22 protein-coding genes and 1 pseudogene are annotated in these 24,693 nt (G+C 34.6%); 9 read left to right on the forward strand and 14 right to left on the reverse strand.

All coding sequences use genetic code 11. The annotated features are described in order from the left end of the window. The first annotated feature begins 150 nt into the window (after nt 1–150). A complete protein-coding gene (locus F994_RS05390) occupies nt 151–1,704 on the forward strand; it encodes a sensor domain-containing diguanylate cyclase (RefSeq protein ID WP_004649140.1) in 1,554 nt (517 codons plus the stop codon). Nucleotides 1,705–2,071: 367 nt separating this feature from the next. Here the strand turns inward: F994_RS05390 and F994_RS05395 are convergent, their stop codons facing one another. Then, complete coding sequence (locus F994_RS05395; protein WP_004649142.1) at nt 2,072–2,344, reverse strand: hypothetical protein; 273 nt, start codon at nt 2,342–2,344, stop codon at nt 2,072–2,074. 1,064 nt (nt 2,345–3,408) lie between these two features. Continuing rightward, entirely contained in the window at nt 3,409–3,615 is a 207-nt protein-coding gene (locus tag F994_RS05400) for a hypothetical protein (protein ID WP_004649143.1), read from the reverse strand. 768 nt (nt 3,616–4,383) lie between these two features. Here F994_RS05400 and F994_RS05405 point away from each other — a divergent pair. Together F994_RS05405 and F994_RS05410 are read left to right on the forward strand one after the other, a co-directional pair. After that, nucleotides 4,384–4,704 (forward strand): hypothetical protein, encoded by a 321-nt coding sequence (locus tag F994_RS05405; RefSeq protein ID WP_004649144.1) that lies wholly within the window; start codon nt 4,384–4,386, stop codon nt 4,702–4,704. 84 nt (nt 4,705–4,788) lie between these two features. Next, a complete protein-coding gene (locus F994_RS05410) occupies nt 4,789–5,214 on the forward strand; it encodes a hypothetical protein (protein WP_004649145.1) in 426 nt (141 codons plus the stop codon). Here F994_RS05410 and F994_RS05415 read toward each other — a convergent pair. The 4 genes from F994_RS05415 to F994_RS05430 all read right to left on the reverse strand — a co-directional run bounded on the left by F994_RS05415 (nt 5,211) and on the right by F994_RS05430 (nt 9,139). Continuing rightward, nucleotides 5,211–6,563, reverse strand: coding sequence for a PQQ-dependent sugar dehydrogenase (locus tag F994_RS05415; RefSeq protein ID WP_004649146.1), 1,353 nt, complete (start codon nt 6,561–6,563; stop codon nt 5,211–5,213). The two genes, F994_RS05410 and F994_RS05415, sit on opposite strands and share 4 nt — an antisense overlap. Before the next feature lie 322 nt (nt 6,564–6,885). Next, on the reverse strand, nt 6,886–7,488 hold the full coding sequence (locus tag F994_RS05420; RefSeq protein ID WP_004649147.1) for a hypothetical protein: 603 nt from the start codon (nt 7,486–7,488) through the stop codon (nt 6,886–6,888). Between the two features lie 98 nt (nt 7,489–7,586). Then, nucleotides 7,587–8,765, reverse strand: a complete 1,179-nt coding sequence (locus tag F994_RS05425) for a CsgG/HfaB family protein (RefSeq protein WP_034696567.1) — start codon at nt 8,763–8,765, stop codon at nt 7,587–7,589. Continuing rightward, nucleotides 8,759–9,139: a hypothetical protein gene (locus F994_RS05430; protein ID WP_004649150.1), complete on the reverse strand. Its 381-nt coding sequence runs from the start codon at nt 9,137–9,139 to the stop codon at nt 8,759–8,761. The genes F994_RS05425 and F994_RS05430 overlap by 7 nt, the downstream gene beginning before the upstream one ends. A gap of 790 nt (nt 9,140–9,929) precedes the next feature. On the opposite strand from F994_RS05430, the gene F994_RS05435 reads away from it, so the two are divergent. The 3 genes from F994_RS05435 to F994_RS05445 all read left to right on the forward strand — a co-directional run bounded on the left by F994_RS05435 (nt 9,930) and on the right by F994_RS05445 (nt 13,655). Beyond that, entirely contained in the window at nt 9,930–10,523 is a 594-nt protein-coding gene (locus tag F994_RS05435) for a LysE family translocator (RefSeq protein WP_004649151.1), read from the forward strand. 360 nt (nt 10,524–10,883) lie between these two features. Further along, entirely contained in the window at nt 10,884–11,369 is a 486-nt protein-coding gene (locus tag F994_RS05440; protein WP_004649152.1) for a DUF2867 domain-containing protein, read from the forward strand. A gap of 666 nt (nt 11,370–12,035) precedes the next feature. Then, a complete protein-coding gene (locus F994_RS05445) occupies nt 12,036–13,655 on the forward strand; it encodes an oleate hydratase (RefSeq protein ID WP_004649153.1) in 1,620 nt (539 codons plus the stop codon). 250 nt (nt 13,656–13,905) lie between these two features. Here F994_RS05445 and F994_RS05450 read toward each other — a convergent pair whose 3' ends face one another. The 3 genes from F994_RS05450 to F994_RS05460 form a co-directional block, all read right to left on the reverse strand. Beyond that, nucleotides 13,906–14,610, reverse strand: coding sequence for a transglutaminase-like domain-containing protein (locus F994_RS05450; protein ID WP_004649154.1), 705 nt, complete (start codon nt 14,608–14,610; stop codon nt 13,906–13,908). Between the two features lie 368 nt (nt 14,611–14,978). Further along, complete coding sequence (locus F994_RS05455; RefSeq protein WP_004649155.1) at nt 14,979–15,839, reverse strand: Vmh family MBL fold metallo-hydrolase; 861 nt, start codon at nt 15,837–15,839, stop codon at nt 14,979–14,981. 25 nt (nt 15,840–15,864) lie between these two features. Next, nucleotides 15,865–16,521, reverse strand: a complete 657-nt coding sequence (locus F994_RS05460; RefSeq protein ID WP_004649156.1) for a DsbA family protein — start codon at nt 16,519–16,521, stop codon at nt 15,865–15,867. Nucleotides 16,522–16,661: 140 nt separating this feature from the next. On the opposite strand from F994_RS05460, the gene F994_RS05465 reads away from it, so the two are divergent. After that, a complete protein-coding gene (locus F994_RS05465) occupies nt 16,662–17,003 on the forward strand; it encodes a winged helix-turn-helix transcriptional regulator (protein WP_004649157.1) in 342 nt (113 codons plus the stop codon). Between the two features lie 592 nt (nt 17,004–17,595). Here the strand turns inward: F994_RS05465 and F994_RS05470 are convergent. Next, nucleotides 17,596–19,011: an aspartate ammonia-lyase gene (locus F994_RS05470; RefSeq protein ID WP_004649158.1), complete on the reverse strand. Its 1,416-nt coding sequence runs from the start codon at nt 19,009–19,011 to the stop codon at nt 17,596–17,598. A gap of 134 nt (nt 19,012–19,145) precedes the next feature. On the opposite strand from F994_RS05470, the gene F994_RS05475 reads away from it, so the two are divergent. After that, complete coding sequence (locus F994_RS05475; RefSeq protein WP_004649159.1) at nt 19,146–20,036, forward strand: LysR substrate-binding domain-containing protein; 891 nt, start codon at nt 19,146–19,148, stop codon at nt 20,034–20,036. Nucleotides 20,037–20,363: 327 nt separating this feature from the next. Here F994_RS05475 and F994_RS05480 read toward each other — a convergent pair whose 3' ends face one another. The 4 genes from F994_RS05480 to F994_RS05495 all read right to left on the reverse strand — a co-directional run bounded on the left by F994_RS05480 (nt 20,364) and on the right by F994_RS05495 (nt 24,280). After that, nucleotides 20,364–21,662, reverse strand: a complete 1,299-nt coding sequence (locus F994_RS05480) for a dicarboxylate/amino acid:cation symporter (RefSeq protein WP_004649161.1) — start codon at nt 21,660–21,662, stop codon at nt 20,364–20,366. Between the two features lie 666 nt (nt 21,663–22,328). Then, complete coding sequence (locus F994_RS05485) at nt 22,329–22,763, reverse strand: I78 family peptidase inhibitor (protein ID WP_034696681.1); 435 nt, start codon at nt 22,761–22,763, stop codon at nt 22,329–22,331. A 178-nt stretch (nt 22,764–22,941) separates the two neighbouring features. Continuing rightward, nucleotides 22,942–23,133, reverse strand: coding sequence for a hypothetical protein (locus F994_RS05490; protein WP_004649163.1), 192 nt, complete (start codon nt 23,131–23,133; stop codon nt 22,942–22,944). Nucleotides 23,134–23,812: 679 nt separating this feature from the next. Continuing rightward, complete coding sequence (locus F994_RS05495) at nt 23,813–24,280, reverse strand: hypothetical protein (RefSeq protein WP_004649164.1); 468 nt, start codon at nt 24,278–24,280, stop codon at nt 23,813–23,815. A 140-nt stretch (nt 24,281–24,420) separates the two neighbouring features. Between F994_RS05495 and F994_RS17755 the strand changes: the two are divergent. Next, nucleotides 24,421–24,683, forward strand: a pseudogene (locus tag F994_RS17755) (IS982 family transposase); the annotation flags it as partial. Nucleotides 24,684–24,693 lie beyond the last annotated feature (10 nt).

Consider the following 24,693-nt stretch of genomic DNA (forward strand, 5'->3'; position numbering starts at 1 on the left):
ACATAAAAGTTTATAGCAATATACCTGATTAAATATCTAACAGTTAAATCATAAAAATTAAACTATTCTTTTGATTTATGCTGTAAAACAACATACTATTAAACGGGAAAATAATAATCAAATTAATATATTGTTATGTTATTTAAGTACATGATTTATCCACTAAAGCTCAATCTTAGAAAGTTAATTTTATTATTATCAGTTTTTAGTGTTTCAAGCTTATTTATTGTTTCAGTTGTTGTAAGTTACTACATACAAAAACAACAACTTATCAGTAATTCTTTGTCAGTTAATCTTGAATATGCCTCAAAAATTGCTATAGGCACTGACAACCATTTTCAAACAATATTAAAAGAATTAGAATATAGTGCTTATGTCCTTGGTAATAACTTTGAAAACAATCAAATAACTCATTCCGAGGTTGAACGCCTAAAAAATCAGTCTGATTACTTTAATAGTATTGTAATAGTGAATTCTAAAGGTGATTTTATAGATTATGCTCCGTCTCAACTTCATTTGAAAAAAGATGCAGCCAATACAACTTTAGGGCTGCGAGAGTCTTTAGAGGCAAAAAGTACTTATATTTCAGCTCCATATTACTCTATTAGAAAAAATTTAATTATTTTCATTTCTCAACCAATTTTTAATAACAAAAAAGAATTCATTGGCTATATTGGAGGTGCTATTTATCTAAAAGATAAAAATATTATTAGTGACTTACTTACAATAAAATACGGTTACAAGAATAGCTACATGTACGTAGTTGATAAATCTAATAAAATAGTTTTTCATCCTGATGCTCGTAAAATTGGTAAGCAAATTTTAAATAACTCAGGCTTAGCCTATATGAGAGAGAAAAAATCAGGAAGTCTTGAATTAATCAATTCTGACGGGATTAAAAATTTAGCAGGCTTTGCCCATATTCCGACAACAGACTGGATTATTGTTTCTCAACAACCTACGAAAGAACTACTTCAACAAGCAACAACCATCATTTATAAAGTTGCACTGGTTATGCTTATTTTTTATGCCTTTATATTTTTTATTGTATGGCAAGTTTCTTTACTTATTTCCTCACCCTTGAATAGCTTAGCAAAAATGGCTAGCCGACTTAATCAGCCCAACATTGATTTAAATATTGCTAAAATTGAACCGTGGTATTTTGAAGTAAGAAGATTCAAGATTTCTTTATTAATGAGTGTACGTAATTTTTCTGAAAAAATATCAGAATTAAACAATAGGGTTAATACTGACCCACTCACAGGTTTCTATAATCGACGAGGAATGGATCTATTCGTTGATAGTTTTATCAAGACTGAAACTAAATTTTCAGTTATTTACATCGATATCGATTTCTTTAAAAAAATTAATGATACATATGGTCATGATCAAGGTGATGTCGTATTAAACCAGATTGCGAGTTACATCCGTGAAAACTTTAGAAGTAATGATATTTGTTGTCGTGTTGGAGGCGAGGAATTTATCATCCTTACGCCGACAACTAATATCGACATTGGCTACACAATTGCTGAAAGACTGAGAAAACGACTAGAATCTACCATGATTGGTTCAATAGGCCCTGTCACAGTCTCTATCGGAATAGCTCATTGGCCTAATGATGCTTTTGATGTTCAAGAGGTATTTAAAAAAGCCGATAATAACCTATATAAAGCCAAAGCCGCTGGCCGAAATTGTATTCGATAATAATTCATTATTTTTAACATTCTGCCCAACCTAAAGCATGAAGCGTTATGCTGCTCTGAATGAGTAAGTTTACGTGATGCATCAATTAGCTACTTGCGCCAAAGCACTTCATTTCAGCGGAGATAGTACATTTTAAGTTTGTAATTTTCTCTTTCTTGCAATGCCCGTTCAAGCATCGTCATATTAAAGCTAAACTCTCTGTTTCCCACTTTCGGGTTGAGTCATGACCCAATCACCCTATTTTTTACATAGCGTAATTGTCGAAGCTTCTTTATTAAGATTTATCCATCAGTTCCAATAACATAAACAATGAGTGAAATATTGCTAGCAAAAAACCACTCGAAGGTGGTTCATTTTAAACTGCTTTTTATTGCTCTAATTGATGACTCATCCAATGTAAAAATTCATTTTTTTGCAGAAAGCTTGGCGCTGCATGAGCCAGTATGGTTTGCTGTTTACCATTGAACACACCTTTATAATTATAAGGTTTTATAGCTTCAAATGTAGACTTATCACACTCATGTAATTCACTCAAAAAAGTCTTCAATTGCATAAATTGACTTTGAGAATCGATTGTTGGTTTTTCTACAATAAAATTATAAATTTGTTCTAATATAAATTTAGGATTATTTTGAGGCATTATTATGTTCCATAATTCGTAGTAAATTCGCAATAATTTTAAGGTATATTCTACATAGCGCATTGTCATATTATTACATTTTCATATTTCAGTAACATAAATTTTTAATAAAAAATTAGAAAAACAGTGTTTTAAGTTTAACTAAACAAAAATATAATTAAACGAATTTAAAATATCTCCCCCCTCTTTCTCTCGCTCAATCATATCAAAATGCTCACCGGTACACGTTTCCAAAACAATATTTTAATATTATTTGGCTTAAACTTAATTGAATATTGGGATTGGTTGATAATATCAATTTTATAATTTTTGCGATAAGTTTTATTGTCAAGCAGCCTAGACTCCCCCCCAATAATAAAAAGAGAAACCCCATCAACATCTCGAATGTAACAGGGTTTGATGTGCCCTAATATGCTTAACAATGTGCAGTATTAATTATCTTTACCACATTTTCGGCATTCACGATATTGACCATCATCGATGATTGAAACTATAGGCATGAATGCCAAATAATGTACGCAAAGAAATAAAGCATGGTCTGCTCCATGCAAAAAAAAGCCCACACATGGAAGTATGGGCTAAAACTTAAAATACCTTAAAGGTATTGGAAACCACAGCTAGTTTCTGCTGGCCATTCTCCACACTAATCGAGTCAGTTACAGTGGCGAAAAGTAACAATAATTAAAAATAATGCAAACAATATCACACTACTAACTATGATCAGTTTCCACGAGAAACGAATAATAAGTACATCAATCAATGAACTTTCATTGCTAGAATTATCCCCACTGAGGTTAAGTGAAGGTTTTATTATTAAAATTAAAATCTCAATAAAAATATAAGCATAAAAAAACCCTAATATGAATGAAGCAAATCAGGGTATAAACTTTAAATCTTTTCGTTGGTAGCGGGAGCTGGATTTGAACCGACGAGCTACCAGACTGCTCCATCCCGCATCAACGAAGTGACTTTATATGCCTTAATAGTCAATAATACAAACATTATTCAATATAAATAAAATATTGATCCATATTGCCTAAATAGACATATATTTTTTATGTCATTTAAGGTTTAATAATTTTAAATATTTTTCCGCTTGTTGTACTTTGAAAAAGCATTTCAAAGCTAGGTCGAATAACCTCATTATCTACAATAATATATTTGATTCGTTCATACGTTTTAACAGTACTTGATATAACCTCGTCTAAAGTTGCTTCAATAGCATAATGCACACCAAATTGATCCTTTACACTAATATTAAGTTTATTCATAAATACACCTTAAAAAGAAAATAATAAACAGCCTGAGACTGCAAAAATAGCATTCAATGATTATTAAATTTTGTAGTTATATACATTGAACGCTAGTCAATATACGTTAAAAAGTCTTCTTTAAGGAATATATTTCTAGCTATTCATATTGATGTGCCTACGCACAAGACTTAGTTTTGAATCAGTGCATTTTCTTAAGGCTGCATAATCCGATAAATCCACACTCTTTATTTTCATGATCGACTTCATCAAAATGGGAAATTTTTTGACTAACTTGAGCGTATTCATTTTAGATTTGCTATATACCACCTCACTGACCTAATTTAAGTAGAGATCAAACATCTTTAGCTCTCTTGGCTTAAAGTTTAGTGATAGTCCAGATCATCCGCAACATCGGTATCACCTCTTCAAATTTAAAAATTACACGCCAATTGGAAAAAAATTTGAAAACCTTTATATTTAAAATGCTTAATCAAGCCTTATCTTCCATGCTTATAACGTATACACGCTATACAACGTATCAAAATTTATTACAAAGAAAAGTTAATACAATGTTTGCTGACTTTAGCTCACAAAAGGTTGGAAAATTTTAAGTGGAGATGCTCAAGCATGTGAATTCCTTCTAGATGAGCATGGGAAAAAGTGCCCGAAGAAGAAAATGTGAGTATAAAATTGAATAAACTGTTTTAAGTATTGTAAATTAAGTCTTAAAAATTGCATTACTTCTGTATTATTCAATTTAATATTTAAAGTAAGGTCATAAGAAGAATGAAAACGATAGGTTTTATTTTATTAAGTTTAATGTGTACATCTTATACCGTTCAAGCCAGTTCAACGGAGGCATGGAAAAAATATGATCAAAATCTTAAAGCAGCTTGTATAAAAGCAAGTCAGTTAAAAAATACAAAGGTCGTGAGTGACATTATGTCCTTTGATGATCGTGTTGGGTATTCTGCTGTAGTTTTAGAGGGTCGCTATCCTCAAGCACATATGAAGAATCAGCTTGGACGTGAATTATGTCTATGGCAGAGGTCTAAACAAAAAGCTTCAATCGTTGAAGCAGATACACTCTTAAAATCGAAGAAATAAACTTATTATCTAATCGCATAATTAAAGTCAGACCGACAGAAAATGATATGCTAAATCCATAATTTTATCATTTGGGACCATAAAATGAAAAAGAGTTTAGGCATCGCTATTTTAGCTGCTTCAGTTGCATTAGGTTCTGCTCCTGTCTTTGCAAAGTCATTAGAAACAGCTGTGACTTTCAAGAAAGGAACTTATAGCACAAGCTTAAAAGGTATGTTCAAAGGCTATGATGACGCCCGTTATACACTGCATGCCAAAGCTGGCCAACGATTAAAATTTAAAACAACCAGCACAGGTGACTTAGCCTATATCAATATTTATGCGCCAGGAGATAAACCAGGTAAAGCTGAAGCCTTATGGATTGGTTCTACAGCAGGCTCGGCTGGAGAAGTTGTTCTACCATCCACTGGTCAATATACACTTCAGGTTTATCAAATGCGGAATACTGCACGGCGTGGCAAAACCGTAAATTTCAATGTCGATATCCAAATTTTAAATCAAGCACCTTAGGGTGCTTGATTTATTGGAGTCTCATAAGTCGTTGCACCAACGGGTGATACGCGCCAAATCATATCCCCCACATCATCGGCGACCAAAATAGCCCCTGAAAAATCAACCACTACACCAACAGGCCGCCCAAACGCATCGCCCTTATCGCTTAAAAAACCAGTCAATACATCTTGAGGTTTACCAGAAGGCTGGCCATTTTGGAACGGCACAAAAATGACTTTATAACCACTATGCGGTTTACGATTCCATGAGCCATGCTGACCAATTAGCGCACCACCACGGTATTGTGGCATTAATTCGGCAGCATAAAATGCTAAGCCTAATGATGCTGTATGGTTGCCTAATGCATAATCAGGCTTAATCGCGCGTGCGACCAACTCAGGGTTTTGTGGTTTCACCCGCGTATCCACATGCTGACCATAATAACTATACGGCCAGCCATAAAAAGCACCATCTTTAACTGAAGTCATGTAATCAGGCACTAAGTCATTGCCAAGTTCATCGCGCTCATTCACCACTGTCCATAATTTGCCACTCTGAGGTTGCCAGTCCATGCCATTTGGATTGCGTAGCCCTGTCGCAAATGGTCGTGCCTTGCCACTGGCAATATCAAACTCCATAATCAGTGCACGGCCAACTTCTTGGTCAAAGCCATTTTCAGCCACGTTACTGTTTGAGCCCACAGTAATATAAAGTTTGGTGCCCGCAGGGTTGGCAATTACATTTTTGGTCCAATGATGGTTTAACGTGCCACCCGGTAAATCCAATACTTTGGTTCCGCTTGCTGTAATTTGAGTTGCACCTTCTTGGTAAGCAAAGCGCATTAAGGCGTCAGTATTGGCTACGTACAACATATTACCGACCAGTGCCATGCCAAATGGAGAGTTTAAATTCTGTAGAAACACGGTTTTTTGGTCAGCAATGCCATCGCCATTGGAATCACGCAGTAAGCTAATGCGGTTGGCACTCGGATGTGATGACCCTGCTCGCTTCATCACCAGTTTCGCTATTTTTCCTTTAAGTCCCTTGCCATCATCAGGCTTAAATGGCGCATCCGTTTCAGCCACCAGTACATCACCATTCGGCAATACATGCAGCCAGCGCGGGTGTTCAAGTTCTCCTGCAAATGCTTGTACTTTTAGACCTGCAGCAGGAGTTGGCATCATACCCGCAGGCCAACCTTTGGCAGGAGCAATATTAACTGTAGGTAGCAAACTTGATTTAGGTTCAGGCAAATTAGGTTGGGGGCCATAGCTGTCTGTGATTGGGGAGTTAGATGGTGAAGCGCATCCAGTTAGTGCCAATACAATAGCAAAGCTCACAATGGGCAGTAAAAATCGAGCAGACATTTTATCTCCAATTTATTTTTCTGTCTTAATAGCTAGAGAATAATTCTTTGTATGATACAGATATAGACTTTTTATTTAACATATTTGTGGCTATCCCAAGTTGAAAAATGCAGATTCAATATCTCCTGTTCTGTTATCCCCAAGTAAAAATATCCGCTTCTATAAGCCCCACATCTGGGACAGAGTTAAGTTAGCAGCCTATTTACTGTGTAATATCGGTAAATAAAAAAAATAGTTGCATTCAAATGCAAACTTATTCCAAAATGAAAAAGGCCTAACTATCCGCTAATAGTTAGACCCAGAATCATGTTGAAGGGTTGATTTACTTTACGGTCACTGTAATGCTACCTGTGTTTATAGCACCGATTGCTGAAGTTTTGATGCCGTCAATATGATTCACTTTTCCATCTACATTTACAGATGCATCAATAGCGCCAGAATTAAAGGCTAAATTTGCTGCGCTGTAATTGCTCAGAGTTTTAGAGAATTGATCATAATAGCTGGTATTAAGTGTTGAACTGACAGAACTTTCGAGTTCAGATGACTTTTCATTATGCCATCCTTCCACCTCATGCCATGCATTTTTGTCAGCGTCAAAAGTTTTACTGAATGTACCCGCAGTAACAGCACTGAAGTTACCTTGCTGTAAGTTAATGCTACCCGTGTTCACGGCACCAATTGCTGAAGTTTCTGCCGAGACTTTGTCTCCAACATTATTGAGTGAATTATAACGACCATCTATGTTGACAGTTGCATCAATATTATTGGTATTGATTGCAAGGTTAAGTGCACTACCATTTTTGGCATGTTGAGTTAAAAGGGCTAGGGTTCCTTGTAGACCGGTATCTACATGTACATTATTTGCCATAGCTGCACTGGACAGGAAGGCGACGGATAAGGCGATTGTTGTGATAGTCTTATTCATGGTTAATTTCCTTTTCTAGTTTTCTTTTCTAATTTTGAAGTACTTCTCGCTAAGCACCTCTTTTTATAATGGGAGCGAGCCCATTTTTATATATCTTTTTAATCGCGCTGAGTTGTTGACCAGTAATTTTCGATCACCGCTGGATTTACATCCCACAACATCTGAGCCTTCTCATCTTCTTTTTTGTCCTCATTTACTTTGCTTGAAGATGAGTGCTGTTTCATGCTGATATATTTAATCAGATCCTTTTTGCTCATTTCAGAATCACCTTCAGGATTTTTAATCAGGTCAGATTCTTTATGCTTAGGCGGCTGCGTATCTTTGCTTGGTGAGTTTGTCGATTTATTTTTTTCATTGGATGAACTTGTTTTATCCGATGAGGATTCCAAAAGCGCTTCCGCTGAACTTGCAGTGTTTTGCTGTTGGCTTTCCTTATACTTATACAAGGCCACAGAACTTCGCGTTAAATCTAAGCGACCAAATTCAGGTGGTATTGCAGCGCGGCAACTTTCAAATGTTACGGGCGGAATGACCTGACTGAGCAATTCAAAAGTGGCTAAATTCAACATTTGGCGTAAGGCAAAGTTGGTCGCCTCGCGCTCTCCTTTTCCGACTTGAATGTTCAATAAAGTATGGCCAGCAAATCTACCTGCATTTATGCCGTAATCCTGTGCCGCAATTTGCTTCTGTAGCGAAACATTGGCAACGACTTTACTACTGCGTGTATCTGTCAAAGATAAATCTAAACCGACCATAATTCGAGTTTGACTGTAATTGGGGCCAACACCGCCAATCTGCATATCAAAACCACCACCAGGTATAAAATCTAAACTGTTAATGCTGCCTGTTACATAGTAATCAGAAGCCTTAATTTGCCTTGGGTCACGAATTCCCCATTTGGCTTCGCTTTCTATAATACGAGGATCACGCCGGTTCAATAAACTGACACCTGCCTGAAACAATGCAGACTGCACCATATCTCCAGCACCTTGCGTCACCATTTTGCCACTACCGCCATTCGTCACAACATCTTTACCAGTTTGGTCTAGAATCGCGCCAACAGAGAAACTAACATCATTGCGCAGTTGCCCTTTTAGACAAGATAAAGCGACATCAAAAGGCGTAAAAATATCAGTAATCGGTGGCCCTTGTACAAGGCTGACAGGCTCCTTGTTTGAAAGGGCCATACCAGTACATCCTGTCAGAAGATGGCTAAAAAGGATCGTGATGCTTACAGAAGATATTTTTCTTCTATTCAACCAAGGAAAATTCAACATAGTGATTCTCCCCCCGGTTGGGTACTTAAGTTAGGGCATTGCTGATTATTTTGAGTGGTGGTTGAATTTACAGACCCGTCATTTGCAGTATCATTCGAAATGTCTACACCATTGTTTGAACCATTTACATTCACATTGCTGGTAGATGAATTAAGTGTCCCGATAGAACTTGTTGATGTACTGTTTATTGTGGTTTTTCCTAGTCCAGAATAATAATCTGAATCCTTGAGTTCAATCAGATTTGCTTGGACTAAATTATCATTGGTACGGGTACTTGATGCTTTCCAACGCTGACTCCATTCATCAGACGTTGCATAAGAATTACTTAGGAAACATAAACAAAACAAACCGACATTGATCACTGATATTTTCATAATCTTTACCGTCCTTATAATCTAAGATGTTTTTATGTTCAGTTATTTTTCATTTAATAGCGTTTAATTTTTCTAATTAATATTATTTCATACACAAAAAATAAAGGGAAAAAATTATCTAAATAAAGCTCTTTTTTATTTTAAGTTAATACTATAGTATTGTTTTTTATTTATTTTTAAAATGTAATAAATTATTATATGGAAAAAATTTTAATTTAAAATTCACATGATATTTTAATTAAATTAATATATTTTTTAGATCAAAAATAATCAATTTTTTATTTAAGAAAATATAAAATTATGCAGCTAATAGGATTTCATCGAGTTATAAGCCTATATTTTATCAGACCTTCTTAAAAATGTGACTTTAATCACACTTTCCAGTTAATTTTAAATATATGTCACAATTAAAGTTATTTATAAAAGATTTTTTTTATACGTCTATGAATTTTCTAGAATCATAAGCCTAATGTGATTTAGCCGTGTTTACACCCTACATTTTCACCTTCATAGTTGTACTGTGCAGCCTGAGCACCGAATGTATACCGCCTCGATTGTATGACCATCCGCTGTTTCGACCATAGTTTGATACGCTCTATATGCGATGTTTGTTAAAAAATAATGCTACATTCATCACATTATATTTTTTTAACGCCAACCAAATAATAATCATAAGTATCTGTATATAAATAAATTTACCTAAAATACATGTTTTCTTACATGTTAATTATCGACAAAACATCGTCTATCTATAATGATCTGCGCAATTCTACCAAAAGAAGAAATTTGAATGATTTCATGGTTATTTATTAGTTTAGTAATAACAATTTTACTAACACCAGGGCCGACCAATACTCTTTTAGCTTCATCTGGAATTGAATCTGGAGTCAAAAAATCAATCAAACTTATTCCAGCAGAAGCTATGGGTTACTTTATTGCTATTTCACTTTGGGGCATATTAATTAATTCTGTGGCAGCCTCTTATCCAATCTTACCCCCAGTCCTTAAGCTCATAAGTGCTTCATATATTTTATATTTGGCTATTAAACTTTGGAAAACATCAACTGTTAATGCGAATCTAGCCCAACCATTAATTACAGCTAAAGCACTTTTCTGCGCAACGCTGCTTAATCCCAAAGCATTACTCTTTGCCTCAGCTGTTTTTCCGATAAGTACATGGTCTAACGCGAGTCATTATTTTGCTCATATGGGAATCTTTTTAGCATTAATTACGCCTATTGCTTTATTTTGGGTATTAATTGGCTCAATTTTGGTTTCCAACCGTATTTCTTGGCTTAATCAGAAAAATTTAAAACGTACTGCTTCGTGCGTATTAATAAGTTTTTCAATTCCCTTAAGTTATTCCGCTATATTATCTTTATAAAAAATGTTAGATCAACTTAGTGGGCTTTTACATATCTCCCAACATTCACATTCATACTGATCGAATGTGCTGTGCAGCCTAATCTAGGGATGCACAGTAATATATGACGAAACATGCTTGTCATAATCAATCCACAATTGAGCCAAAATCTCAGCTGCCAACCAATACTTTTAATTGAATATTTACCAGCTCAGTGTCATTGAAAATAAAGCTAGCTCCACAATCTATTTGCTATTACTCACCAATATAAGCGTTCACATGTTGAAGAATAAAAAATAAAAATTGACAATATTTACTGATAAATATTAAAAATAAATCAATAGATTAAATAAAAAATTAATTTCTAAAAGAGTATTTTCATTGAATATAGAAAACAGTACATCTCGATTGGTTGCGCCTGTTAAGGCGTTAAATTTCCTGCATGAGGATACGCAAATTATTAACAAGAATATGAGTGCAATCCAAGCCTATAACATGATGACGCATCAATCATCTCCTTGGCTCAATACTGCTTTTAAAATTAGAGATTTCCTAAGCTATAAATTAGCGGGTGTAAAACCAATTAAAGGATTTGGCTCATCCACAATTCATCCGCCAAAATTAAATGATAAATTAGATTTCTTTGACGTGGTCAAAATTTCAGATAATGAATTGTTTCTACAGTCAACGGATAAGCACTTAAGTGTGTTAGTTGCCATGCAAATTAATGCATGTACTGAGTACAAGAATGAAATTAAGATCACAACAAGTGTCGTAACCTACAATTTTTTTGGAAAAATTTATATGCTTCCAGTATCCATTGCACATGGGCGGATTATAAGGAATATGCTTAAAAAATTAGCATAATTTATAAACGAAACCCTTACTTAATCTGTACCCCAAAAGTTGGACATACCGTCTAATTTGAAGGCTGTATTTTATGTCAAAATAAAGAATCTGAATTCTGCCCAAGCCAATGCTTCGCTTATTTGAAGCGTTGGCTTATTTTTCTGGTAGAGCTAATAAACACACAAAATTGCATAAATACCTGCGAAGCAACTTAAGAGACTCCGAAACTTACTCGTCACCAGATTATATGCTCTTTGGGCAAACTGAATAATGACAAGAAGAAAGCTTTGAAATTATTGAAATGCCAGTATTTATATCAAATGGCAATGAACACGATTTAGGTCAGGTAAGTTATCTATTCTTTTTTAAACAGCTCCTCATCACCCATAGATTTTTCTTATAAATAAAAATACAGTTGTGTATTATTAAAACTCTTGGATGGGCTTTTAAAACAAAATAGAGCAAAGACTCAGTAATTTTTATAATTCAATTATTTAATAATATATCAAAACTCAATAATGTTCACTAGATATCCAAAAAAACCATAAAATCTAAATTATTGATTACAAAAAACCGTATAAAATTACTTTAACTTTCATACATTTTTCATATATAAAAAGACATACTAATTTTATGGTTTTAAACCATTTAACACATAATTTTTAAATCAATGAGGGGCTAACAATGCAAAATAAGAAACGTAATCCTTTAGATGCGCAGCAATCCCATCTTTGGATTATCGGTGGCGGTATTGCTGGCATGGCGGCAGCAGCTTTTGCAATTCGTGATGCTAAAGTGCCTGCAAAAAATATTCATATTTTAGAAGAGCTGGATATATCGGGCGGTTCAATGGATGGCGGCCCTACCCCGCATGCCGCACAAGCATGGGTAACGCGTGGCGGGCGTATGTTGACCGATGAGACCTATTTATGTCTATGGGACTTATTTTCCAGCATTCCCTCTTTAGAGAATCCTGAAATTTCTGTCCGTGAAGAATGCCGTGAATTTAACGAACAGGTAAAAACCCATGCACAAGCGCGTTTAATTGATGCACAGCATGTGATTGCAGATGCAGAAAAACTCGGACTAAATACATTGCACCGCGCACAAATGTTGCGCTTATTGGCATCGAGAGAAGAAAAAATCGGTAGCCGCCGCATTGATGAGTTTTTTGATGAATCTTTTTTTGCAACCAATTTTTGGCGCATGTGGCGCACAACATTTGCTTTTCAAAAGTGGCATAGCGCAGCGGAACTACGCCGCTACTTCCTGCGTTTCATTCAGGAACTACCACGCATTCATACGCTCGCAGGCGTTAAGCGCACCAAGTACAATCAATACGACTCCATGATTTTGCCGCTACAGCGCTGGCTGGTGGCACAAGGTGTAGATGTACGCTTTGGCAATTATGTAACCGATGCAGACTTCACTACCAATGAAGAAACTCAGGAACGTCGTGCTACGCGCCTATACGTCAAATTGCCTGAAGGTACAGAGCAGATTGAGCTAAAAGCGCACGACTTAGCCATTTTCACCTTAGGCTCAATTACTGCCGATTCTCGTTATGGCGGCAATGACGATGTACCGGCTTTAATCCGCGACCGTTTGGATCATGGTTGGACACTTTGGGATACATTGGCGAAGAAAGCACCTGACTTTGGCCGTCCAATGACTTTTTATGGCAATGTCGATGAACATAAGTGGGAGTCATTCACCCTGACCATGAAAGATGATGTGCTCTTAAAGCGCATCATTGATTACACAGGCAATGAACCAGGCACTGGCGCATTAATGACTTGGTTTGAGTCCGGTTGGCATTTATCCATTGTCGTTCCAGCACAGCCTCATTTTACCGATTTGCCTGAAGGCATGTACACCCTATGGGGCTACGGTTTCCAAATTGACCATATCGGCGATTACATCAAAAAACCGATGAGCGAAGCCACTGGTAAAGAAATTTTAACCGAACTCATCAAACAGCTGGGCTTTGATGACATTTTAGAGCATGTGTTGCAAACAACCGATGTGACAACAGCAATGATGCCGTATGCATCCGCCCTGTTCGCATGCCGAAAACCGGGTGACCGCCCTTTGGTGATTCCTCAGGGTTCGCAAAACTTTGCCTTTTTAGGTCAGTTTGTTGAAATTGAAGATGATGTGGTCTTCACAGTAGAATATTCTGTACGTGGCGCTATGATTGCCATTTATGACTTCTTTGGCGTAGAGCGTGAAATTCCAGATATTTATAATGGCCTGCTCGACCCGAAAGTCGGCTTGAAGGCACTGGAAACCGTTTTCCATTAAACATGAATTGACGTTAGATAAAATAAGAGCACACAAATGTGCTCTTATTTTTTTAACTTAGCTTATTTTTATCTTAATGCATTACAAAACCTACTTTCTCAACTTAATTAATTGAAGCAGACCGTCCTATTTTAAAAAATAATAGACTTCAATTTTATTAACTTAGATCATCACCAACTTCCACCGCCTCAATAATTTCAAACTTACGCTGGAATTTTATTTAGCTTTTACCAGTTATCTTAAATAAATTTTAACCATGATTATTCCGAATTGTATTTACATTCTTGTTCATTAAATGTCTTATAAAGTACTTAAAAAAGAGACTTTGAATATAACTAAGTTCTTGTTGATGATTTCTATAAAAATCATCAGGACTATCAAATAGACCGAAGTCCTGATTAATCCCTTTATCCTGAATAAAAGTATCACTTAGATTCCAATCTATAGGTGGATTATCAAAATTATCAGTGAAAACCCCAAAACCGCAGAATGTCTTAGTCATGTTTTTATTAATATTTTTTAGTTCTTGAAGATACTGCCTATCAAGAATAACCCCTTCCAAGATATACCAATGTTCATTCACATAAACCTCTACCCAGCTATGCAAAATGTTTTTAGGTGAAAGCTTGTACCAGATACCGTCAATAGCACCTTTTTGTAACTCTTTATCAATAGTAAAACCGTGTAACCGAGTAGGTATCTTGGTTGCTCTTAACAGTGCCATCAATAAAGTCGCTTTTGTATTACATTGGCCATAGCCATCTTTTAAAATATCAGAAGCCTGTATCATGTCACTGGTGTTATAGCCAAACTTTATTTCGTCTCGAACAAAGTTATAAATATTTTTTACTTTATCTACATCAGCTAACTCATTCCATTTTCTTTGATCTATTAAGTTTTTTATTAAAAGATGGTTATAGTTTAATATAGGTGTTTCTTTCAGTAATCTTTCCATCATGACCTCTCTCGTTTTTAATTATCCTTATTCAAAACTATGGAGTTAGACCAAGGTCAATAGGTCATGACTTTTAATAATTTATAATATTTTTACTTATTTTTATTTTGGGGCTTTTCTCTATCTAAAACTATGCCAAAAATGTGCAGACTTTCGCTCATAAAAATAAGTTCAAGCTTGGTATCAACAATGCAAATAATCAGGACAAATCCTCTTAATTTAAATTTTGGGTTTAATTCATAGATAAACAAATGGATTAACGCATGCAACTTAATCCATTTTGTAGATTAAGTTGCATGTAAATAAAAGCTTAACAGTTACCAATGATTTTAGAAAATGTGAGTTTAAGAGCATGAAGTACGCTTAAATTATTTCCACTCCATTTCACCAGTCAGTACTTTAGAGCTTAATTCTAACGAGCTTTCTTCTGCTAAATTTGGATACTTGTCTTTTAATGCAGCAATCACAGATGCAGAGTTTTTATGCTCTTTCAAAACCTTATCGACATCCACAAGATACTGATAAGTAAAGTCAATGGCTTTTGTTGCAGAAGGAATTTCACCCATATAATGCCCAGGAATTACAGCATGTGGGTGTAATCGATTCATTTGTTTGACAGTTCTACGCCATTCATCACGTGCTTCTGTTGTTTGTGTATCAGCAGTCCACAAATGAATACCTGAAGACAAACCTACACCGCCCAGAATTGTACGATTGCTTGGAACCCAAAGATAAGAAGCATATTTACCTGGCGCCTTAATCTCAATTTTTTCACCTTCTAGCTTAATCGTTTTATCTTCAATTGCACGAGGAACAACAATTTGAGACGGTGCACCAGCTTTTAAAATTGGCCCCCAATAGGCAAACTTACCCTCTTTAGTTGCTTCAATATGTTTAATAACTTCAGGCGTTGCAATCACTTTTGCATTTGGAAATGCTTGTACAAGTGGTTCTAAGCCAAAATAATAATCTGGGTCACCTGATGTAATTATAATATATTTAAGGTTTTTACCACTGTCCTGAACGAGTTTAACCAAGTTCTTTGCATCATTAACACTAAATTGTGCATCCACAAGCACCGCATCTTTTTCACCTGAAATCAAAGTCGATGTAACAGGGAAAATGCCTTGTGCTTGAGGGTTATAAACTTTATAGGTTAACTCCGTTGCAAAAGCTGAAGCACTCAATGCCATTGAACTCACAAGAAGTGATTTAAGAAGTAATTTCATATTATTGTCTCTCTTTAAAATTAAATTACGCTTTAAGCAATTGCTGATCTATAAACTGAACGAAATCCTGTGGTTTATTGTAAAACCTATGTATTGATATCTTATTCATTTCACCAGATTGATTTTCAAACACCAATGTTGGAAAGCCCTGTCCACGCACATGCGCTAACAATTGACGTGCATGATGAATACTTTGATGCATAAGATTCTGATCCACTGCACCTAAATATTTTGACCATTGCTCGTCATCAATCCCTAACTCGAAAGCAAGTTGAGCAAGCACACCGTATTGGGTGACATTTAAACCTTTCTGATAGTAGTCCTGTTGTATTAAATTTAAGAGCGATAACATTGAGCCATGCCCTAAACCTTGATGAATACTCAGTAAAGCATGAGTTGCAGGGATAGAGTTCATGATTAATGTCGTATCTTTAAGCAAACCATTTTTATAATCATCTCCAAAATCTACACCTGTGAGTCGATGTATCTGTTCATCATAATGAATGATTTGTGCACGCATTACTGCTGTCATTTGCGGTTGGTGATTTTCACTATAAAGCCCACCCAAATGTAGACGTTGTAGATTTGGAAATTTTTCTTCGGCTGCATTAATTAAAGGTAATACCCCATAGCTCCAGCCACAGATAGGATCGATAATCCAATGTAAAATTGGAGAAGCCATAAACTACTCTCATCAATAAAAATATGATTTGAAATATACGAAAACAATATATTTCAAGCGATATTTGCTATAGTAAATAAGCGAGTTACTTTTTGTAAGTACTTACAAAAAAGTAAGTGTTTTTTTATCTTGGAAAGTTTATGAATATTGATGAATCCTGTTTAGCCGCAAATGTACTGTCAAAAAATTGCCCTTCTAGAGTTACGCTTATGCATTTAACCAATCGTTGGGGGGTACTCGTTATGTTTAGTCTAAGAAAAGGCACCCATCGATTTAGTGAATTAAGACGAAGAATTGATGGGATTAGTGAGAAAATGTTAACTCAAACTTTACGTGATTTAGAAAATGATGGTTTTATCGTTCGTAAGGAATATGCCGTTATTCCTCCACATGTAGAATATTCATTATCTGCCAAAAAAGGCATTGAAGTTGCTGAAAAAATTTATGACTTAGTTGATTGGATTGAAAAAAATACAAATTAAGTGAGTAAGCCACCCACGTCCGACCATTAATCAAAATTCGTATTTAGAGTCAGTCAAAGCTGTAAGAAAGACACCCAGATTACGCTATTTGGGTGCATACTTAGCACACTCAAGATCAATATTATCTTTGGGTCGTGTAAAGCGAATGAATAGAAAATACTTCAGGATCATCTGATGAAAGAAATATCCATGAAAGGATCAGTTCAATAACATAAGAAATGTGCGGTTGCCCTGTTTTCATTGAGCAGTTTAATCGTAAGCTTTTTAAAGTAGACTCTAATCCTAAGGATTACAGCATTCTATTATTGTCCTCTCTTAATAATTAAATGGTATTTTAATTGGTCAATATTCTCTGTAAGGCATAATTTAATCTTCACCCCGAAAGTTGGACACACAGTCTAATTTAAAGGCTGCATTTTTATGCAAAACCAAGAAGAACACTCAGGGGATTCTTTCAACTGATTACATGGGAATTCGATTTACTTCTAATTTAGCGCTTTATTCATAATCAATAAAATACATTCAGAGATAAAAAAAGGAACCTAATAATAGGTTCCTTTTAATTTATGCAGCAATTAATTTAAACTGCTGATTAAGCACATTGCTTAGGCTGTACCATATTATTCACAGCTAAAACATCTGCCAAAATTTGATCCGAAAGTAAATTTTCAGCTTTAATTAAAGCTAAAACACTTTGACCTGACTCATTGGCTTGTTTAGCAATACGTGTAGTCGTTTCATACCCTAAGTATGGATTCAATGCGGTAATAATACCAATTGAATTTTCGACCAATGCCTGACAGTGTTCAGCATTTGCACGTATATTTTCAATACATTTATGTTGGAACATTTGCATCGCTTTGCCTAATAAATCAATAGATTCGAACAGTTTGAAAGCAATCAAAGGCTCCATAGCATTCAACTGTAATTGGCCTGCTTCTGCTGCCAAAGTAATTGCCAAATCGTTAGCAATAATTTGGAAACAGACTAAATTCATTGCTTCTGGAATAACCGGATTAACTTTACCTGGCATAATTGAACTACCTGGTTGACGTGGTTCTAAATGAATTTCATTTAAACCTGCACGAGGACCACTCGATAATAAACGTAAGTCATTCGCGATTTTTGACAGTTTAGTCGCTGTACGTTTTAACAAGCTAGATAATAAAACAAAATCACCCATATCTGAAGTCGCTTCAATTAAATCAGGTGCGCTGCTAATATTTCGCTGCGTAATTTCTGATAATGAAGCAATCGCATACTCACGGTATTTAACTTCGGTATTGATGCCTGTTCCAATTGCAGTACCGCCCAAATTCACCACACTTAAAGCATCTGGCATGATTTGATTAAGTCTGTTCAAATCGCTTTGTAACGTATTTCCAAAAGCACCAAATTCTTGACCTAAAGTCATCGGCACAGCATCTTGTAACTGAGTACGACCCATTTTTAAAATATCAGAAAACTCATCTGACTTATGTTTAAAGCTTTGAATTAAATTTTCAAATGGAGTATTTAATTGAGCTATTGCAGAGATTAATCCAACTTTAATTGCTGTTGGATAAACATCATTTGTAGACTGTGACATATTAACATCATTGTTTGGATGTAAATACTGATACTCACCTTTTGAATGCTCTAAATATTCCAAACCAATATTAGCAAGTACTTCATTAATATTCATATTGGTTGAAGTACCAGCGCCACCTTGAATCATATCGATTGGAAATTGATCATGATATTGATTATTCAAAATCTGTTGGCAAGCATATTGAATTGCATTATTTTTATTTTCTTCAATTTTATTAAGTTTAAAATTTGCATGTGCACATGCAGATTTAACCATTGCAAGTGCTTTAATAAAAACAGGAAATTGACTTAATTTATTTTGACTTAAATTAAAATTTTCTAGTGCTCTTAAAGTTTGTACACCATAATAGCAATGAGCAGGAACTTCTTTATAACCTAATAAATCTTTTTCAGTTCGTGTATTAATCTTAATGTTCATTTAAATAGACTCTGAGTAACAATAAATTAATATTAGAGCGCAAGCTGTTTTTTTTCTAATGTAAAAAGATATTACTGCATGCATTTTTTGCATAATAGATTATAATTTATAAAAGTATGCGTGAAGGATTAATTATGACCTTAGAAATTAGATGGATTGAAGATTTGCTTGCACTAGAGCAAGAAAAATCTATTTCCCAAGCAGCGGAAATACGACACGTCACACAATCTGCATTTACGCGTAGAATTCAGAACATTGAAAATGCGTTGGGTTTCCAAATTTTAAAACGATATAGCAAAAATATTGATTTCACAGAAGCTGGTCAAGTCTTACTAGCATCTTCAAAAAACATACAAAATCAACTCACTACAACCATTAAGTATCTAGAAAAGAATGTTAAGAATAATGAATTAACGGTCAAATTTTCAGTATCGCACTCCTTAATCACGCAGTTTTTTCCTCGCTTTATTCATGAGTTATCAACCAACATGGAGGATTTAAAATTAGAAATTATTGCCGCTAATCTCAAACAAGGGATGCGTTTACTTAAAGATGGTTCGTGTGATTTTTTAATTGGTTATTGTGATCAAAAAACGCTACAACAACTCGATCTTTCTTTTTTCGTATGCCATAAAATTGTTGAAATGGAAATATTACCAGTGACCACATTAAATAATGATGGCACTCCTAAATATTCATTAGATCAGCCCTTTCCTTTATTGGCTTATAGTAAACAAGCCTATTTAAGAAACTGTGTTGATGAAGTGATTGAAAATAAATTAGATTATCGAACTTTATACGAAACAGATAATGCTGGTGATTTAAAAGAGTTGGTTTTACAAGGTTTAGGTATTGCATGGTTACCTAAATTATTAGTTGAAAAAGAGATTGCTGAGAATAAATTAAAAGTAGTTGATTGTAATCAATATAATTTATTTCAAGATATCTATATTATTAGGCGTGAAATGGCATTCTCAAATAGAATTAACTATATTTGGAATACATTAACAAAACAGACTGAATAAATTTACATTTTGTTTATTTAATCAATCATTAACTATATGTTATATACACATTTCTGTGTGTTTAATATGCAGCACAAAATTAATACTATTTTTTAAATGATCTAAATTTAAGTGACCTAAATGATTTTAGGTGTTTATTTTTCTATTTATGAATCGTTAACTTAAAATATATTAAGTTTAGTTTTTACATAGTAAATACAAAAATAATAAAAGGTGATCTTTAGAAACGTCTAGCAATATAACTCTATGCTAATCGTTTTAAAAATCACCTTTTAAATTATTTAAGTGGTTACTTCATTGATTTTATATAAGCCTTGCTGAAGCAGCTTAACTATTATCAGCTAATCGATTCACAGGAATAATTGTATCAACAACAACGCCTTCCTCTTCAGGAAGATCATGCTTGTTGCCTTCAGTACGGGCAATCACCGCTGTGGCAATACTATTTCCAATCACATTGGTCGCAGTACGTCCCATATCTAGAAATTGATCAACAGCCAAAATTAATAAAATACCCGCTTCAGGAAGTTTAAACATGGCAAGCGTTGATGCAATCACCACGATAGATGCACGAGAAACCCCTGCAATGCCTTTACTGGTGATCATCAATGTAAGTAGGATTAAAGCCTGCTGAGTAAAACTCAAATCAATGTTATAGGCTTGTGCAATAAATAACACGGCAAATGCCATATACATCATAGAGCCATCAAGATTGAATGAATAACCCAATGGAAGAACAAAGCTGGTAATACGTTTTGGCACACCAAATTTATCTAAAGCATCCATGGTTTTTGGGTAAGCCGATTCGCTACTGGCAGTGGCAAATGCCAACATGGTCGGTTCACGCACTACTTTCATCAATCTGAAAACATCTTTTTTCAAGAAGATATAACCGAAAGAAATTAAAATTGTCCAAAGGATGAGCAATCCAACATAGAACTGTCCAATGAAAATACTGTAATCAAGAATTAACTTAGGCCCTTGAATGGTAATGGCAGACGCAATTGCGGCAAAAACTGCGATAGGTGCAAAGGCCATCACATAATCAGTGATACGGAACATGACTTTACAAAGTTCGTCAATAATTCGGCCAATCACAGTCGCTTCACTGTGATGCTGAACATAAGCCAGTGCGAAACCAAAGAAAATTGAAAAAACGAGGATTTGTAATATTTCATTATTTGCCATCGCTTCTGCAAAACTACGCGGGAAAATATGCGTAATAAATGTCTGTAAGCTTAGACTGGTGGCACTTACACCCACATCTACAGCTTCTTTCGGGATACTCAGGTCCATTCCAGAGCCTGGCTGGAATAAATTTGCTAAGCCCATCCCAAGCAAAAGGGAGATAAATGATGCACCAATAAACCAACTCATCGCCTTTAAGGTAATCGATCCCAAAGAAGATGATTTACCCATTGAGATTAAACCAGAAACAATCGTCGCAAACACCAACGGTGCAACAATCATTTTAATTAATCTTAAGAATACATCTGTAACGATCTTGAAATATGCTGCGATTTCCGTTGTTTGTGCAGTGGTTAAAATACTATGAAAGGCCCAACCAACGAGTATTCCCGATATCATCGCGATCAGAATATATTTGAGCAATTTTTTCTGGTTCATAAAAACAGTTCCTTCTTTAATCTTCTTTGCATCAAGTTTATTGCTTTTATAGCAAGGCATTGATGACATTCCATGTTGATCAATTTACGTAGGCTTGTTCTAGGAGCTGGGTGCAAAATCACCGATTAAGCAATTCACTGCGGCAAGTGTTACTTTTTTTTGGAAAAAACGATAATGCAAAAATTAATTATGGCATGCAAAAAATGCATAAAATTATTCTTTAGACTTACTTTATAACTCAATCCTAAAAAATATAGGCGATAAATAAATGGAATATTCAACAGATTTTAAAGAAAATTTCTAGGCATTATGGTTCGGGGCAAGATCCCCGTTCGGAAAGTAATCTTACATTTCGAGCTGTACATTCCCTCGATTCAACAATCGAAAAGGTCTACTGGGGCTAAGCAAATTCCTGATCGTCATCATCCCTAAAATTTTTATAGCTAAAATAAAGGCTAACAATAGAAAGTCATCAATTTGATTGGTTTTCTTAAAAAAGAAATGAACTTTTCTAGCCTCAAATCATTTCAATAAAAGTCTTTTTATTTTTTTCATATTGTAGGTTTGATCTAACATCTCTATTTTCAATCAAGCTAAAGCCCAACCGAGGTTGAGCTTTAAAGTTCTATATTCTTAGTTTTATCTTTCAATCATGATAATCAAAAATTAACCACAATTTGCCTGTGTAATTTTCTTAGAAACAGGATCAATCGTTACTGTAATACGATTTGAACGATAGTCCATCGTCACTGGCTGACCGGGTGCAACACGGCGAATAATTTCAGATTGAGTTTTTTGTTTAATTTGATCATCCGTAAGCGTGGATTGACCTATTAATTCCTGAGCCTTTTCAGGTAAACATTCTTTTTGACTGTCTCTGAAAAATTTCCATTCTTCGATAACTTGACCATTTGATAAGTGACAATAACCCACTTGACCATTCGCTTCATCTTTAGTTTCTAGTTTTCCACCTTGGCTAATACAATACTCACTCGCAGGATTTGCTATACCGATCTTTGGTGTATCCGTGTTTTTGTTTTGCATAGCTGAACATGCTGTAAGAGAAGAAATCATCAATCCCAAAAATACAATTTTTTTCATCATTTAAAAGTTCTTAGCAAAATATAAAGATATCAAAAATATATAAATTATCAATTTCTTATTGTTTAGAATAAAAATCCGTTTGGATTCATGAATCTGATAAGAATGTCAGGTATTGCAAATAACACACGTTTTTCTTCCGAACTCAAAAGCCGCTTATTACCAGCATGAATTTTTTTTAAGCTATCGTCCATAGATGATAAAACTCTTGAATATCGGTATCGAGGAACTCATCCGTCGTACTATCGTAATTAAATTTTTTGTTATCTAACAAGTATTCATAATTCAATTTAGCCAAGTAATTTTTTAAATATTTTTTGAAATTCCCAGCCTGCTCAGGAAGTGCCTTTTCTCCATCCCAAAAAATCATAGTCGTCTCTAATGTAAAAGAAATTAATATTAAAATTCTACACAAATATGCAATTAATATCAATTTATTGAATAAAAATGAGATATAAATCACAAAATAGTTAATATTTTATAACTTAATTTTTTATATTTTCTAATATATTATTAAGAATTTCTGCTACTTCTGTCGTGATTTCTTTAAAAATGAGTGGCTTCCAGAAAAACCATTCTTTCAAATGAATGCCAGTCAGTTCAGAAATTGATTGGCATTTTTCTTTTTAAATTCTAGATATTATGTGATTCATGAAAGCCTCATCCGCGACCTGAGTAATAAAGAAAGTACGACTTTATGTTGCAGCTTAATGCAAAACGACTTTGAAAAAATATGGTTTCTGCGATTAATGACGCAATATGAAGGCACTGAATGAATTTTTATGGAAAGATTTTTTTTAATCATTGATTTAAAACTATTTGCAAGATGCCTTTTTATGAACTCAAAATATATTTTGAGGCTTCTCATTTGAGCTAATGAGAAACATTGTTTCGCAAGGAACCCAATAAGCTTCAGATATATGATTTAAGAATATGGGACTGCGTCATGAATAATAAAAGTTAAGGAATTTATTGCTAAAATCCTTAACTGATAGGCATTAAGTCTTTCGAATAGCTTTATGTACTGACTTACGCTTAAGGCTCAACGGCTACTTATAAACACTTTTAAATTCTTTATAAATTAGTGCTTCCTGACCATCTTTATAGACATAACGTGAAATAACGCCTTTATCTGTATAAATATTCATTAAAATTTGATCTGAGCCACGTAAATTATTCATGAGGTTAATAGGTGTAATAATACTGTTACGTGAACGATAATTTCCAAGAACAAAGTCCTGCTCTGTCTTGCCTACAGGGCTAAATGAATAAGATTGCTGCCCATTATCAAAAATAACTTTCTGAATATCATATTGAGTTTTCGTACTATTTAAACTCACTCTTAATTTAAGTAAATCTTTATGTGATTCATTCCAGCTAACCGTTACGATAGGACACAATTCATTGGGTTTGCAAATTAACAGCCCTACTGTACTAACATTTTCAACATTCTGCGTTGTTGCACAGCCAGTCATAAGTACAGAGCCAAAGATCAAGGCAGCTAGTTTTTTCATCATATAGAAAATTCCTGTTGTTTTAACATTATTTAACCCGAATCGCGGATAAGAAAAATTTGAAAAAGATGGTTCCTATAGTTATCTAGTTGAGTTACCACACCAAACTCACAACTCTAGTCACTATAATACTTGCGCCATATATGGCTCATACTCACTTATTTTGTGTTATTGATGACTTTTTTCAGAAGTTTAAGTCAATTTATTGGAAAAGCTTAGCACAATAGGATAAACGCTTGAGATTTCGATCATCTCAGCTTTCTGGTTCTAAAATTAGTTTATCTCTATTTGGTATAAATACTCACAATTCAACAACTTTAAAGCTTTCTTTACCTCATTAACACAGTATAGAACTAAGCTATTTAAAACTTTACCATGTTACCAACGAATGATCTATCTGCTTAATGAGCAGGTTC

The sequence above is a fragment of the Acinetobacter bohemicus ANC 3994 genome (genome assembly GCF_000367925.1).
In the GTDB taxonomy this organism is placed as follows: Bacteria; Pseudomonadota; Gammaproteobacteria; order Pseudomonadales; family Moraxellaceae; genus Acinetobacter; species Acinetobacter bohemicus.